Genomic DNA, 14,596 nt, shown 5'->3' on the forward strand with positions numbered 1-14,596 from the left:
TCTGCCGCATCGATTTTGAGGCAGAGAGGATTGATTTTATCAGTCATCATGATCATCAGTAAGCAGCCGTGCCAGTTTTCGAGCCAGATTCTGCTGCTGCAAGGGCGTCATCTTAGCCAGCAGCTTATCAATCAGTGCCGGCGTCTGATTGAAAACGTCGGCCAGCGCATCAACCAACCGCTCATCATCGGCCAGCGCCATCAGTTCCTGTACCAGCGTATCCGCCTGACTGCCGGCAACCTCTTGACGGCTCACTGGTGCATCGTCTTTAGCTTCCAATTGGGCCTGGGCTGCGGCTGCCTTAAAAAAAGCCCGCACTCGATCGCCACCGTCACGAACCGCTTGACGATACAGATCCTCATCCAGCGTGGAATAGACGCCTGCCACTTTAATGAACGCCCCAAACGCCAGCATGGCATCAATTACCAGCTGCACGTTCTCGGCTTTGATCTGTCCATGCTCTAACAGCCATTCAAACAGATAGGCCGTAGGGGCGGTCAAGTCGCTGGTCAGGGTTTCTGGATGGCTGGCAATCAGATAGCGATTCAGATAAACATCAGCCAAACGCAGATACTGCTGCATCCTGGTATCGTCAACCATTTCCGTCTGTTCCAGGTAGTCATGATAGCGCCGTAAAAAGGCATCATTGACCTGGCGCATTTCCCGTACGATCGCGGCATACCCCGTCCAAGCAGGCGTTTTTTGAATCTGATCATCCCATTGATGGAACAAGCGATAATCAAACTCCCATGCCGACTTTTCTGCCATGCTGCCTTTTCTTTGAGCCGGTAGACGCCATTCTTGATTGATTTGGTCTTTAAAACGAACGGCCGGCGCGATTTTAGGCTCCCTTAGATCGCAAAAAACCTTCGTACTGCTGCCCAGCGTTAAGGAAAGAATCCCCAATTGATTGAGCAGCTGGTCATCATCCAGTCTTTCAACGTCAATCTTGGCCAGCTCGGGCGCGTATGCACGAAAGGCTTTTTCAACCAGGAAGTCGGCTGTCATGTTTTGATAGCTGACCTCACCGTGCGCAATGTAGTTGACGTATTCAGTAAGCTTGATGGAACTGATTCCCATCCCAGCCATCACAAACATTAAAACCTGTCTTAAAACCGAAACAGGACTGACTTTTAGAAACTCGGCACCCGGCAGCACGATTGGCATCTGCGTATTGCGGTTAATACACAGCAGCATGCCATAATCCTGCATGGCTACCTCACGAATGATCCAGTCGCATAATGACGTTTCTGGAACGTATTGCGGCTCTGGAGCACTAATCAGCGTCTTTTTAAATGCAGGGGTGAGTTTTTTGCTGACAATTAGCATTTGTTAACACCACCTCTTGTTTGATTTATCAAGATATTATTACCTATTAAGGATAACGCAATTCAGGAAACATTTTCAACCGCTTTCAGCAAAATCTGTCGTATATTCTGGTAAAAGAAAGACAAAATCTGCTTTTAAGCCATTTTTCATTCCAACAAAAAAGAGACTGGGAAAAAAGTCTCAAAACTAAAGAATCGCTAGGAACCACGTTGCTGAAAACGTTGATTTCTAGCGATTTTTAATATTACTATTCTCTAAAATTCATCTGAAAATATAGTTTTTTCCCATCCTCTTTGAATGTTGACGGTTGGCTAATTAAATAAATGCAGCTTCTCGATTCGCTCAACGGCTTCAACCAGGCGCTTAGGCTTAATCAACAGACCAATCCGGACATATCCTTCGCCATGCTCACCAAAGCCATTGCCCGGTGCTACCGCCACGCCTGCCTTATCCAACAGCAGATCGGCAAACGTCTCACTGGTAAAGCCTTTTGGTACCGGCATCCATGCATAGAAGGTTCCCTTTGGCACATAGGCATGCCAGCCGATCTTTTCAGCTGCTTGAACGAAGGCATTGCGCCGTTTTTCGTAGCGGTGCACGATCTTTTTAATCTCGGCATCACGCTCCGGCTTCTTTAAGGCATCGATTGCAGCATACTGCAGGGCTGGGAACAAGCTGACAAACAGGTGATCCTGAATCAGGTTCAACGCATGAATGATATCTGCATTGCCCACTGCAAACGCGATTCGCCACCCGGCCATGTTAAACGTCTTGGAGTAGGTATAGAATTCAACGCCGACTTCCTTGGCTCCAGGCGTCTCCATAAAACTGACCGGTGCCTGATCATCAAAGCCCAGCGCGCCATAGGCAAAGTCGCTGATAATGCCAACGTGATACTTCTTAGCCCATTCTACCAACTTGACGTAAAATTCCTTGGTTGCCACGGCGCCGGTTGGGTTGTTGGGATAGTTCAGATACATAAACTTTGCCCGCTGTGCCGTTGCTTCTGGAATCTTATCCAAGTCCGGCAAAAAGTCGTTTTCAGCCAGCAATGGGAAGGTTTCAAACTTAACCTCGCCTAAAGCCGCTCCCGACCAGTAGTCAGGATAGCCAGGATCAGGCAAGAGCAGCGTGTCGCCTGGATTCATCAGCGCCCATGGCAGTTCAACCAATCCAATCTTAGAGCCGCCTAGAATCGCAACCTCGGTATTGGGATCAAGATGCGCACCATATTTTTCTTGATAAAAATCAGCCGCGGCCTGCTTAAACTCTGGCAGCCCTTGAAATGGCGAATACTTGTGCGTCTTCGGATCCGCCACCCACTTTTGGGTACTCTTGACGATATATTCTGGCGTTGGCTTATCTGGATTGCCCTGCCCCAAGTTGATGACGTCCACACCTTCTGCTACCTTGGCGTTTACTTTGGCAACCAGATTGGCAAAGAACTGTTTTGGCAGCGTGTCCAGCAGTTTTGATTGTTGAAATTCCATTATGATCTTCCTTTCAAAGTTTAGTCATGTCAATACGGCAAGATTTAGTCATACAGATCTGGGCGCCGATCCTTAAATACCGGAATCGGACCACGCACCGTCTTTAATTCGTCCAGATCCAGCTCAGCAAACGTCAGGCCTGCTTTTTCACCTGCATCGGCAATCACGTTCCCCAACGGATCAACGACCAGCGAGTGCCCATTGTAGCTGTTTTCGGCGTCATGACCAACGCGATTGACCGCAACGACAAAAGCCTGATTCTCAATCGCGCGGGCCTTGACCAGTGCCTCCCACTGTTCAATCCGCGGCGTCGGCCATTCAGCTACGACATAGATTACATCGGCACCCTGTTTGGCTACCGTCCGAAACCATTCTGGAAACCGCAGATCATAGCAGATGAAACTGGCACTCTTCACGCCTTTTAATTCAAAAAAGCTGCCTTGACTGCCTGCTTGAATGAATTCGTCTTCATGCATCAGACCAAACAGGTGCACCTTGTCATAGCTGCCGGTTATGTTCCCGTTTTGATCATAGATATAGGTCGTATTGTAATATTGACCGCCAGCACGTACGGTTGCCACGGATCCACCCACGATGGCAATCTGATTTTCCTTAGCAGCACGAGAAAGCGTCTGCTTGGTTTGCCAGCCATCCTGATCAGCCAGCCGGGCCAATTCAGTCAAGGCATAGCCGGTATTCCACATTTCAGGAAATACCACCACGTCTGCGCCTGCTTTAGCCGCGTCTTTGACTGCCTGCGTAACCGTCTGATAGTTGCGGTCAGGTTCGCCCAATGCAATATCGATCTGGGCAACAGCTACCTTGAACGTCATAAAATCACTCCTTTTAATAAAAAAGCCCGCCCTGGTTAAAGGACGAGTTTTTTCGTGATGCCACCTTTATTTGCCGTCTTGTCGCCAAAACAGCCTTATCAAGTCATTGACTCAGCGAGATAACGGTCGCTTGCCGGTACTGACTACTTATTTCGCCAATACGCCATTAATCCAGGACCATCTTCATTGCCAAAGTCTGCTCTTTTCCACCAGCCAAGAGCTCTCTGAAAGGCTTAAAGCGACTACTCATCCCAGGGGCATCGTTTCGTTTTAATTATGAGTTAATTCTAATTACTTTTTAATGAATGTCAAGGCTTATTTTTAAAATCAACAACGGCTCATTGGCAGTCGTCGTTTTGCTCAGTCGGCACCTTTTTTTGATTGATGCGGTTTAAGAAAATCATCAATCCACAGGCAATCCCGGCATAAACAGCACCGCCTGGCCCAACCGCGCTCAAGCCATGCATTTTAACCAGCAGACTGCCCGTTGCCGATCCTAACGCAATGCCAAAATTGGAAAAAATCGAGTTGATTGAAGATGCCATGACTAAAGAAGCCGGATAATCATGAGTCGCGATATCGATAAAGTGCAGCTGAATCGGTGAATTGATCAGATACATCAGCGTGCCGATCAGCATAATCACGATCAAAGCAAGCCACCGCCAGTCAAGGCTGATCGCCAGCATAGCCAATAACATGAGCTGCAGACCATGCACAAGCGGCATTTTCCGTAAGCCTCCCAGTTCAACCAACCGGCCAGAGAACTGATTGCTAAACAAAGACATCAAGCCATACAGAAATAAAAGCAGCGTAATCGCGCCCGTCTTAAAATGCAGCGGTCCCGCCAGCAGCGGTCTTAAATAAGTGTAGAAGGTATAGGTTGCGGCCAGATTAAACATCGGCAGCAGCATCCCGATATAAATGCGACGATCGCCAAAGATTTTAAACTGATCGCTGAATTGTCGTGACGCGCCCTGTCTGAGATCAATCGGCAGACTGGCCCGCATCAGAAACAAAATAACCAGACTGACGAAAACGATCACGCCAAACGTGGTCCGCCAGCCAAAGTGCATTGAGATCCAGGTACCCACTGGAACGCCAAAGACCGAGGCAATCGAAAAGCCGGAAAAAATCCAGGCAATCAATCCGGCTCTTTTTTCAAGCGGCGCCAGACTGTTGGCAAATGTCGTTGCAATCGAGATGATTACCCCAGAAACGATTGCCGTGATCACCCGCGCAGCTACCAGAATCGGATAGCTGGGCGCGGTCATCACCATTGCATTGCCTAGAATAAAAACAATCCATAATGCCAGCTCGACTTTCAGCAGACTGCGCGTTCCAATCAGCATCGTAATCAAAGGCGTGCTGATCGCATAAACCAGTGCAAAGATCGTTACCAGCAGTCCGACAACGGTCACCGGCTCATGAAACGTCTTGGCAATGTCAGGCAGGACGCCGACGATAATAAATTCGCTAAAGCCAAGGGCAAAGGCAATCAAGACCAATACCAGGCTCTGCATTCGATAATTTTTCACTTTTTTCTCCTTACTCCATAAATTCAAATCATTTTTAGTTTAGTCCTGTTTGATTTAGTTAGCCAGTCCATCAATAAAAAAGATCCCAGCTGCCTAAAGCTTTAGACGGGGATCATTCTTAAAATATGTATTAGTTTTTAGTATTTAAGAACTGTTTGCAAATGGCAACGATGCGCTCAGCAGCATGACCATCTCCATATGGATTAGGAGCCTGCGCCATTTTTTGATAGACGGTCTGATCACAAAGCAGCTCCTCCATTGCCTGGGCGACACGATTCGGATCCGTCCCTACCAAGCGCAGCGTGCCGGCCTTAACGCCTTCTGGACGCTCAGTCTCGTCACGCAGCACCAATACCGGCTTGTTTAGCGAGGGCGCCTCTTCCTGCACGCCGCCTGAGTCGGTCATAATCAGATAGCTGCGCGCGGCCAGATTATGAAAGTCAACCACGTCTAAAGGAGCAATCAGATGGACACGGGGCTCGTCTTTAAATACCGCCTGGGCAGCCTGCTGCACCTTAGGACTTAGATGCACGGGATAAATAACCTCAACATCGGGATGCCGAGCCACTTCTTTTTTTATGACTTCAAAAACCCGCTGCATGGAGGCACCTTGGTTTTCGCGTCGATGCATCGTCAGCAGAATAATGCGCTGCTGGGGCGAGATCTTAGCCAAAACGTCATGGTGATAATCGCTTTGAACCGTATACTGCAGGGCATCAATCGCGGTATTGCCGGTCACGAAGATCCGACTGGCCCGATGATGCTCCTTTAGCAGATTGGCCTGACTGAGCTTGGTTGGCGCAAAATACAGATCGGCCAGGTCATCGGTCAATTGGCGATTCATTTCTTCTGGATATGGCGAATACTTATCCCAGGTACGCAGACCAGCTTCCACATGGCCAATTGGAATCTGATGATAAAATGCACTAAGGCTGGCCGCCATGGTCGTACTGGTATCGCCATGCACCAGAATCAGATCAGGCTTTTCCTGCTGCAAGACGCGTTCCATCCCCAGTAGAACCCGGCTGGTAATCTGGGTCAGCGTCTGATTTGGCGCCATGATCTTTAAGTCGTAGTCGGGCTTAAAATCAAACACTTCAAAAACGGTCTGCAGCATTTCGCGGTGCTGGCCAGTCGTTACGACCACTGATTTTAAAGACGGGTCTTGGGCCAGCAGCTTGATTACTGGCGCCATCTTGATTCCTTCCGGCCGCGTACCGATTACCGTCATAATCTTCATTTTAGTTCAGTCCTTCCAAAGCCGCGATCACCGTAAGCGTCGCGTCATAATAGTTCTTACGCGTCAGAGGGCGGCTGAAGATGTACTTTTGACTGTCAAACAGATTGTCAAAGCCTTCGCCACGATGATGACTGACGGCAAAAAAGATTGGTGCCGAAAAGCTGGCCGACTGATACTTAACCAGGCGTTTGCCGCTTAACGAGTAGCCGGCCGTGACATATTGCTGATGACTAAAGAAACGCAGCATCTTCCTTAATACTTTTTGAGCGCGCGGATCATCAGAAACTGCCATCATCATTGGCACCCGACAGGCATTAAAGTCATAGCTGCCATCCTGTTTGGTAGAAATCGTCTTTGGCTTGACCGGCTTGGCAGAATTTCGGGTGATCCAGGCAAAATCCGGTACCAAACCGGTCTGATGCTGGCGGCTCAAGTCAACCAGTCGATCCAGCATTGCATTGTTGACGGTCTGCCAGCGCGAGTCGCCCGTTGTCTCAGCCAAGGTCTTAAACACAAACGGCATCACGTCAGAAGTGCGCATCAGCCGCCAATATGGCGAGTCTTTGGTCACCCAGTCGCCAACCGTCAACGCTCTGGTCTGTGGATTATACTCATAGGCCAGAATGTCGCTGCTCAGTTTCTTAGCCAGGCTGCGATAATAGTCTGCTTTTGACGGCCACTGTCTGGCAGCCTGCGCCAATGCCATATCGATATACACATCGCCATCGGTTGCACTGTTGACGTCAGCCACCCACTGATGATGCCGGTTATAGTACTGCCGCCAAGACATCAGATACGTCGGCGTCTGGTGCTGATCGCCAACGTAATCACGATGCGCCAGCCAATAGTTGACAAAGCGATCAAAATCCTGCCGACTCGCCCAGCCTTTTTTAGCGGCCATGATCGTAATCCACATGCCATAGCCCTGTGATTCAGACAGTGCGACCGGTTTTTGATGGTTGTTGTTCGTACTGGTATTGACAAACGACTGATCAGCTCTGGGATGCATGACATAGCTTTTTTCCCAGGTCCGATACATGTTCTGCTGCAGATAGACTGGATTGGTCAGCCGCACCCACAGCAAGGTTCCCAGATAAACCGCGGCAATCAGGCCAACAAAGATCCAGGTATATTTATTGAGCTTCATTGCAATCTCCCATCATCAATCATCAAAGCGCTTGGTCTTTACCCAGACGTTGCCGTTGCGGTGCAGGATCGCATCTAGAGTTACCGAGATGACCGCATGAACGGAAACGACGATAAACAGCTGCGAATAGGTAAAATAAGAGGCCAGGGCAAGCCAGAGCTGACTGGTAGTCGCCTGACCAAACTGCGTCGACATGGCAATACTGATCTGTAAAACGTACAGGTTGATCATCAAAAGCCAGTTGAATAAAAGCAGCTGCGCAATTAAGATGTTGCTTTCGCCAAAAGTAAACGGCACCGTCAGACTAGGCACTACCAACCGCAAAAGCAGCGTGACCACGTTGGCAAAAAAGATCACATCTGATAAAACGATCGCCGCATTGAACCAAAAGAACGTACATGAGTAATAAAACGTCTCCAGCTTAACGCGCCAGTTGCTGCGGTCAAACAGATGTCTAAAATTATGGATCACCACCTGATAGTTGCCCTTTGCCCAGCGCAGTCGCTGAAAGTAGTAGTCATGCACTGTCTCAGGCTCCTGCTGAAAGGCCTCCGAGTTATAGGCCAATGCAATCAAGCGGTTCTGCTGCATAATCTTAAACGAGATGTCGGTATCTTCAGTCAATGCCCCATTGCGCCAGCCGCCAATTGATTTAACGAATCTGGTCTGAATGATGAAATTGGTTCCCGGAATCCGGCCAATCTTAAACATGTGCCAAATGCCGCAATGCTGGATTCGCTGGGTTACGACGATTTCTTGATTAATACAGCGCGTCAGAAAGTTCTGCTGTGCGTTTCGCGTTTTGTTGCGGCCAAACACCGCCACATAGCGTTCAGGATTTTCCAGCGCTTTTTGTACCAGAAAATACAGGGCATTACGCTCGGGAATGGCATCCGCATCATAAACACCAATATATTCGCCATGTGCAATCTTTAGAGCATCGTTGAGCACGCCTGCCTTGCCGCCTGTACCGTGACGATTGATGATCTTGACGTTGCGGCCAAAATAACGGGGCTGCGCAATCAAGCGGTGCATCTCCTTTAGCGTATCGTCAGTACAGTTATCGGCGTACAGCAGCAGCTCGACCTTGTCCTGGGGGTAGTTGAGCTCCAAAATCGCTTTGGCAGTCTGGGCAATCACGATTTCTTCATTATGAGCCGGCACGACCAGGGTGATCATGGGATAGCGTTTCAATGGCAAGACATCAGCACGAATCTGGCTGTGCTTGAACCAAAAACTGGTTGCTCCGCTCAGCGTAATGATCGACATCAACAGTGAAAGCCAGATTGACACCAGCGTCACGACCATCATTATTTCACTGATCATCAGCCGACTTCACCCCCAGTTCCTGCAACCGCCGCTTGATGTGTTCTTTAGGCGGTAGCTTTAAAAGATCATCTTTGGCCTGCGTTAAATCGTTTTTGACCAAGCCATGCGTTGCCATCTCCTCAATGCGATAGTAGATGATCCAGTTACAGATAAACAAAACAACCATTGCCAGTAAAAAAAGCAGCGTAATTGCCGTCGCCAGCAAAAAAAAGATCCTAACCATCGATCACATTTCCTTTCAGATATTCGGTCACAATGTCAGTCTCCATCTCACGCTGCAGGTGCCGACCAACTTTTTCAAACGTCATGAAGTGCGCCACGTTTTGACGATCGATTTTTTGCGTTCCCCATTTATACTGAGCCGCGGCCCCATTGACTTCAATCTCGCCAAGCAGTCTTTTGGTTTGATCATTCAGCTGCTTTAAGACCCGATCCGACAGTTCATTCGAAATAATCATGAACGTGGCGTTGCCAAGATAGTAAAGCGATTCAGAAGGCAGCCGATCAAGTTTCAGAACCCGGGCAATCTGTTGGAGCATCTGATTATATTCCTGCTCATGAAACTGTTGAAACTGGGTGCTGTGTGCCCAATGAATGGCTGATACGTTGATCCAGAGGTTGACGTCGTCGCGATCATGAATATACAGTATGCACTTTTCATACAGCTTGACCGCATTATAGCGAGTCAGCAGCTTAGTGACGGGATCATAGTGGGCCGCGTATGACTGAATCTCGCTGCGGTTTTTGTCCAGCCAGCCCCAGCCAGTGATCATTTCTCTGGCGACTAAAGTTAACGAGGCAATCACGGGAAAAGTGAACAGCAAGGCCAGCTTGATCGGTGCCGCGATCACTACATAACCAAGCAGCAGAATTGCACTGCCCAGCGTCGTTAATGCAATGATCAGCCAACTGATTAAGATGCTGGGAATCATCATCCCTACCAAAACGCCCAATCCAATCATAACGGCCATGGCAATCATCATATTGGTCTGGTAAAGCGATGACCAGATGATCAAGGCCATCGAAGCAATGATTACCATCATAATCGCCAATTGAAAAAACAGAATCGAATGTCGGCGAAACATTGTCATCCCTCCATACTAGTTTTTGATTGATAAAGATAAAACGTACCACTAATATAATTATTTTTACTAAAAGTTACAATCGGTATATTTAATGATCAGAAGCTAACTATAAGTGATAGCAACGATCTGATAAAATTTAAACGGCCTTATTCCTATAATTATTTTTATAAATAAATTTTTCCTAATTTTTGATTAAGCAAGCTGTAAGCAATGGCTTGATTTTATTGTGTTTCCGAATTCTTATCCGGTTTTATCGATTACGTAAATATGGCTCGCTGGGTCTGGCCGGCATGACCTTAATCAATTAAAAAAACTGCCAGCTAAACAGCTGACAGTTTGCATTTAATCAATTATAAATGTTGGCTGAAAAATCAATGAAACTAAACTCAATAATCGTTCGCATTACTTGTTTTCATTAACGGCATCAGACAAGGCCTTTCCCAGACGCTTCAGACCTTCTTCGATCTTGTCTTCCTGCATGTTGGAGTAGTTCAGACGGAAGGTGCCTGGTTCTGGCTTACCGGCAAAGAATGGATCACCGGGCACGAAGGCAACCTTTTCCTTCAAGCACTTCTTGAACAGCTCAACCGTATCCGTAACCCCAGGAACCTTAACCCAAAGGAACATCCCGCCTTCTGGATTCGTGTACTTGACACCTTCTGGGAAGTACTTCTTCATGCCTTCAATCATCAGGTCCTTGCGCTTGCCATACAGAGCACTGATTTGGTCAACGTGCTTGTTGATGTCGTTTTGCGCAAAGAATTCAACGACGGCCCATTGTGCCAATTGATCAGTGTGCAGGTCGGTTGACTGCTTCAGCACCGTCAGCTTGTCGATGACTTTCGGATCACCAAGAACCCAGCCCAAACGGAAACCTGGGGCCAAGATCTTAGAGAACGTGCTCATGTACAAAACATGGTCAGTCGTGTCAAATGCCTTGATAGCTGGTACGTGTTCACCTTCAAAGCGAATGTCGCCATATGGGTTGTCTTCCAGCACCATGACGTCGTATTTAGCTGCCAGTTCGGCAACCTTCTTACGGCGATCAACCGGCATCGTCTTGCCAGTTGGGTTTTGGAAGTTGGAAACCGTATATAGCAGCTTGGCCTTTGGGTGGTTCTTCAGCGCTTCTTCCAAGGCATCGACACGCAGCCCCTGGTCATCTTGAGGAACGGAGACAAACTTGGCGCCATAGGAACGGTAGACATCCAGCGCACAAAGGTAGGTTGGATCCTCGACCAAGACTTCATCGCCTTCATCAATAAAGGCCTTGCCGACCAGATCCAGCACTTGTTCAGAACCAGTCGTTACCATGACGTTTTCTACCTTTGAATCAATACCTTCACGTTCCTTAACGCGCTTGGTAATCAGTTCGCGCAGTTCCGTTACCCCGCGCGATGCACCATATTGCATGGCTTCGCGGCCGTGTTCGTCAAAAACCGTATCGACCGCTTTTTTCATTTCTGCGACGGGGAACAGTTCTGGCGCTGGCAGGCCCCCGGCAAATGAAATTACTGATGGATCAGCCGCTGCTGCCAGGATTGCACCAACTGCGTCCGTACCATCTGCTGGAACCCGTTTTGAAAATTGAACCATTCCGATCACTCCTATTCATTCTTAGAAACAAATTATTAATGAATCTCATTAAATTTTAATATGGCTATTATAATAGTCGCATTTTTTTAATTCTGCAAGTCCTTTTGGCAAAAAAAATTAAGTCGTAGCGATCTGTCAGTTGACATGACGGCGCAGACTCTGCATCAGCAATTGCTTGGCAGCCGCTGAAACCGTCATGCTATGATCTTTGGCATACTGCTGCAGTTCTTGATAGGCAGCCATTTCTTCCGGTGTTTTCCAAATAATTCCCGTTACTTGGCCATGTTCTTTTTGCATTTTTTCACCTTCTGTTGTTTTTTGTCTATTTTAACATTTTTATGGTTCAAAAATTATCGTGAGTAATTTCACAAAATCTTTTGAAATGCTTGAACCACTGCCTGGCTTTTTTTATACTTGTATTTAGAAACTAGAAATGAGGGGATCAAATGGATTACTTGATCGGTGTAAACATCGGCACCACCTGCACCAAGGCGGTTTTATATGACCAGGACTTCAATGCATTGGCAAGCGCGTCTCGTTCACATCATCTATTCCGTGACGAACCGGAAATGTTAGAAGAAGACCCAGATGAAATCTTCGACACGGTCGTTGACACGCTGCACGAGGTCGTTGGTAAGACAGATCTAAACAACGGCACGCTGCGGGGCGTCTCTTTCTCAAGCATGATGCACAGTCTGATTGGCTTAAACCGCGTCAATAAGCCACTGACGCGTGTATTGACCTGGGGCGACAATCGGGCAGCCAAATACGCGGCCGAAATGAAGCAAAACGGCGCAGGACTAAAGATCTATCAGCGTACGGGCACGCCAACCCATCCAATGGCCCTGCCCTATAAGCTGATCTGGCTTAAAAATGAGCATCCCGAGATTTTTGAGCGCACGACCTGCTGGCTGGGCATCAAAGACTATGTGTTCTGGCGGCTGTTTGGCGTTTTGAAAACCGACATCTCATCAGCCAGTGCTTCAGGTCTGTTAAATCTAAAAGAGCTTGACTGGGACAAAGAAACCCTTAAGCTGATTGGCATCTCAGCCGACCAACTGCCGCAGCTGGCCAGTCCATATGAACAGGTACGGGGACTGCGCAGCCAGATTGCCGCTAAGATCGGTCTGCCAATGGATACGCCATTTATCCTGGGCGCAGCTGACGGACCAATGGATAATCTGGGAGTTGGCGCCCTGGATCAGGGAACCACGGCTATTACGATTGGCGATACTTCAGGAGCAGTCCGGGTAATTACTGATCAGCCGCGCTTTGACATCGAAGGGCGCTTGTTCTGCTATGCCCTGGATGAGGAGCACTGGGTCGTTGGTGGCCCGATCAATGCCGGCAATACGGTGTTCAGCTGGGCTGGCGACAAATTGTTTGCCCCAGAAAAGCAGCTGGCCAACATGATGCATGAAGAAAGTCTGGATGTCGTGGCCAAGATTGCTAAAACGATTCCCGCTGGTTCAGACGGTCTGATCTTTCACCCCTTCTTAAACGGCGAGCGGGCCCCAATGTGGAATGCCAACGCCCGGGGATCGTTCTTTGGCCTTACGCCGCACCACACTCGGGCACACATGGCACGAGCCGTTTTGGAGGGAACCGTCTATGAGCTTTATGCAATCAGTCTAACCCTGGAAACGGTCGTCGGCGAACCACGGCAGATCATGGCAACTGGTAATTTTGCCAGGTTTGGCCTGTGGCGGCAGATCCTGGCCGATGTCTTTCAAAGTCCTGTGGCCATTCCGCAAGAACAGGACAGCCGAACGTTAGCCGCCGTAGTCATGGGTATGAAGAGTCTAGGAATGATCAAGAAAATCGATGCCATCAAAGAACATCTTAAAAAGGCCGCAACCTGCCAGCCAGATCCGGCCACCTATGACATCTATCAATCGCTGGTGCCAATCTATGTTCAGCTCAGCAGCGATCTGCAGCAGGAATACAATGCAATCGCCGACTTTCAGCATAAGTACTGTCACTTTAACTAATTACTAAAAAAGAGCGCGTTTTACCGTGCTCTTTTTTGTCAGCAATGCTATTTTCCCCAAAGTATCTGCATGACGTAATCCAAAATTGCCTTTTTTTCATGCAGCTGCCGATGAGTGGTTTTGGGATACCAGCGCTGTACGTATTTGACCGAGGTATTCTTAAACAGCGTTGCCATCATTTGCGACTGGATGTTGGGAACCTCGCCATCCGTCTTTTGATCAGCTTCTTTGCCTATAATGTTGTAGACGGCCTCATTGTTAGCAAACCGCGCTTTTTTTACCTGCCGCAGCAGCTGCTTGAATTCCGCGTCCCGCGACTTTTTAAACAGCCAGGCCGTATACTTGGTATTGGTACCAAAGCTTTCTTCCACCGGCACGCCCAGCAGCACGATCTTTTGAAATGCGATTTCTTTTTGCAGCTTATGATTGCTTAGATAGGCGTGGAGAAATTCCGTTCCGCCATAAGAATGCGCGACGACATTCAAACGCTTGACGTGATAGCGCTGATGCAAAACGATCAAGACCTGCGTCAGCTGATGCATCTGCGGTTTGAACGAAACGTTATAATTCCAGTCATACAGAATCTGGATCAGCGGATTTTTCTGACCCTTGAGACTGCCCTTGACACGCACCTGACCAGTCGGCGAGACGCGCACAACCATGGCACTTTGCGCGATATTCTCATTTTGAGCACGCTTGATAAACGTATTAAAGGTAATCGTATTGCCGCCCTGTCCTGGAATCAAAAGCGTCGGTGTACCGGTATAGCTGACATCAGAGCGCAGCCGATGCATATTCAAGGGCTGGCTAGGCGTTCCCTTCAATAAATAAAGCTGAACGGCCATCGCAATTATGATAATGCCAAAAACCAGGTACCACACCCGTTTTAAGACTATCTTGATCACCAGCTGTTTTTTATTCAGCATTACCATCATCCCTTATCATCAAACTAGCCTAATTATAACGCACCGCTGGTTTAGCAAAGATTAAAAAAGACTCAAGGCCGATTCGTTTTCAATGC

13 protein-coding genes and 1 other annotated feature are annotated in these 14,596 nt (G+C 48.2%); of the genes, 1 reads left to right on the top strand and 12 read right to left on the bottom strand.

The window, feature by feature from the left end; all coding sequences use genetic code 11:
* Positions 1–39: 39 nt before the first annotated feature.
* The 11 genes from FC47_RS07910 to FC47_RS10760 form a co-directional block, all read right to left on the bottom strand.
* Positions 40–1,329, bottom strand: a complete 1,290-nt coding sequence (locus FC47_RS07910; protein ID WP_056968563.1) for a hypothetical protein — start codon at positions 1,327–1,329, stop codon at positions 40–42.
* Positions 1,330–1,640: 311 nt separating this feature from the next.
* Positions 1,641–2,819, bottom strand: a complete 1,179-nt coding sequence (locus FC47_RS07915; RefSeq protein ID WP_045025365.1) for a pyridoxal phosphate-dependent aminotransferase — start codon at positions 2,817–2,819, stop codon at positions 1,641–1,643.
* A 44-nt stretch (positions 2,820–2,863) separates the two neighbouring features.
* Entirely contained in the window at positions 2,864–3,652 is a 789-nt protein-coding gene (locus FC47_RS07920) for a carbon-nitrogen family hydrolase (RefSeq protein WP_056968564.1), read from the bottom strand.
* A 35-nt stretch (positions 3,653–3,687) separates the two neighbouring features.
* Positions 3,688–3,920 (bottom strand) — a binding site (T-box leader).
* Between the two features lie 70 nt (positions 3,921–3,990).
* Complete coding sequence (locus FC47_RS07925) at positions 3,991–5,187, bottom strand: MFS transporter (RefSeq protein WP_056968565.1); 1,197 nt, start codon at positions 5,185–5,187, stop codon at positions 3,991–3,993.
* A gap of 130 nt (positions 5,188–5,317) precedes the next feature.
* Entirely contained in the window at positions 5,318–6,427 is a 1,110-nt protein-coding gene (wecB, locus tag FC47_RS07930; protein WP_048345112.1) for a non-hydrolyzing UDP-N-acetylglucosamine 2-epimerase, read from the bottom strand.
* 1 nt (position 6,428) lies between these two features.
* Positions 6,429–7,574 carry a glycosyl hydrolase family 8 gene (locus FC47_RS07935; RefSeq protein ID WP_033935377.1) on the bottom strand — a complete coding sequence of 382 codons (1,146 nt, stop codon included), beginning with the start codon at positions 7,572–7,574 and terminating at the stop codon, positions 6,429–6,431.
* A 15-nt stretch (positions 7,575–7,589) separates the two neighbouring features.
* The gene (locus tag FC47_RS07940) at positions 7,590–8,900 is read right to left on the bottom strand and encodes a glycosyltransferase family 2 protein (RefSeq protein WP_179944441.1); all 1,311 of its coding nucleotides are present in this window, start codon (positions 8,898–8,900) and stop codon (positions 7,590–7,592) included.
* Complete coding sequence (locus FC47_RS07945; RefSeq protein WP_056968566.1) at positions 8,890–9,126, bottom strand: hypothetical protein; 237 nt, start codon at positions 9,124–9,126, stop codon at positions 8,890–8,892. The genes FC47_RS07940 and FC47_RS07945 overlap by 11 nt, the downstream gene beginning before the upstream one ends.
* Positions 9,119–9,988, bottom strand: coding sequence for a hypothetical protein (locus tag FC47_RS07950; protein WP_056968567.1), 870 nt, complete (start codon positions 9,986–9,988; stop codon positions 9,119–9,121). The genes FC47_RS07945 and FC47_RS07950 overlap by 8 nt, the downstream gene beginning before the upstream one ends.
* A gap of 402 nt (positions 9,989–10,390) precedes the next feature.
* Positions 10,391–11,584, bottom strand: coding sequence for an aminotransferase-like domain-containing protein (locus FC47_RS07955; RefSeq protein WP_033935374.1), 1,194 nt, complete (start codon positions 11,582–11,584; stop codon positions 10,391–10,393).
* A gap of 135 nt (positions 11,585–11,719) precedes the next feature.
* Entirely contained in the window at positions 11,720–11,881 is a 162-nt protein-coding gene (locus FC47_RS10760; RefSeq protein ID WP_162833809.1) for a hypothetical protein, read from the bottom strand.
* 149 nt (positions 11,882–12,030) lie between these two features.
* Here FC47_RS10760 and FC47_RS07960 point away from each other — a divergent pair, with 149 nt between their 5' ends.
* Positions 12,031–13,575 carry a gluconokinase gene (locus tag FC47_RS07960; RefSeq protein ID WP_045025372.1) on the top strand — a complete coding sequence of 515 codons (1,545 nt, stop codon included), beginning with the start codon at positions 12,031–12,033 and terminating at the stop codon, positions 13,573–13,575.
* A gap of 47 nt (positions 13,576–13,622) precedes the next feature.
* Here the strand turns inward: FC47_RS07960 and FC47_RS07965 are convergent, their stop codons facing one another.
* Complete coding sequence (locus FC47_RS07965) at positions 13,623–14,501, bottom strand: alpha/beta hydrolase (RefSeq protein WP_235804005.1); 879 nt, start codon at positions 14,499–14,501, stop codon at positions 13,623–13,625.
* Positions 14,502–14,596 lie beyond the last annotated feature (95 nt).

The sequence above is a fragment of the Limosilactobacillus mucosae DSM 13345 genome (assembly GCF_001436025.1).
Classification (GTDB): Bacteria; Bacillota; Bacilli; order Lactobacillales; family Lactobacillaceae; genus Limosilactobacillus; species Limosilactobacillus mucosae.

Excerpts from the sequence above, each read along its gene's own strand:
- FC47_RS07920 (WP_056968564.1), bottom strand. The coding sequence starts at position 3,652 with ATGACGTTCAAGGTAGCTGTTGCCCAGATCGATATTGCATTGGGCGAA.
- FC47_RS07940 (WP_179944441.1), bottom strand. The coding sequence starts at position 8,900 with ATGATCAGTGAAATAATGATGGTCGTGACGCTGGTGTCAATCTGGCTT.
- FC47_RS07960 (WP_045025372.1), top strand. The coding sequence starts at position 12,031 with ATGGATTACTTGATCGGTGTAAACATCGGCACCACCTGCACCAAGGCG.
- FC47_RS07955 (WP_033935374.1), bottom strand. The coding sequence starts at position 11,584 with ATGGTTCAATTTTCAAAACGGGTTCCAGCAGATGGTACGGACGCAGTT.
- FC47_RS07950 (WP_056968567.1), bottom strand. The coding sequence starts at position 9,988 with ATGTTTCGCCGACATTCGATTCTGTTTTTTCAATTGGCGATTATGATG.
- FC47_RS07910 (WP_056968563.1), bottom strand. The coding sequence starts at position 1,329 with ATGCTAATTGTCAGCAAAAAACTCACCCCTGCATTTAAAAAGACGCTG.
- FC47_RS07945 (WP_056968566.1), bottom strand. The coding sequence starts at position 9,126 with ATGGTTAGGATCTTTTTTTTGCTGGCGACGGCAATTACGCTGCTTTTT.
- FC47_RS07935 (WP_033935377.1), bottom strand. The coding sequence starts at position 7,574 with ATGAAGCTCAATAAATATACCTGGATCTTTGTTGGCCTGATTGCCGCG.
- FC47_RS10760 (WP_162833809.1), bottom strand. The coding sequence starts at position 11,881 with ATGCAAAAAGAACATGGCCAAGTAACGGGAATTATTTGGAAAACACCG.
- FC47_RS07915 (WP_045025365.1), bottom strand. The coding sequence starts at position 2,819 with ATGGAATTTCAACAATCAAAACTGCTGGACACGCTGCCAAAACAGTTC.
- wecB (WP_048345112.1), bottom strand. The coding sequence starts at position 6,427 with ATGAAGATTATGACGGTAATCGGTACGCGGCCGGAAGGAATCAAGATG.
- FC47_RS07965 (WP_235804005.1), bottom strand. The coding sequence starts at position 14,501 with ATGCTGAATAAAAAACAGCTGGTGATCAAGATAGTCTTAAAACGGGTG.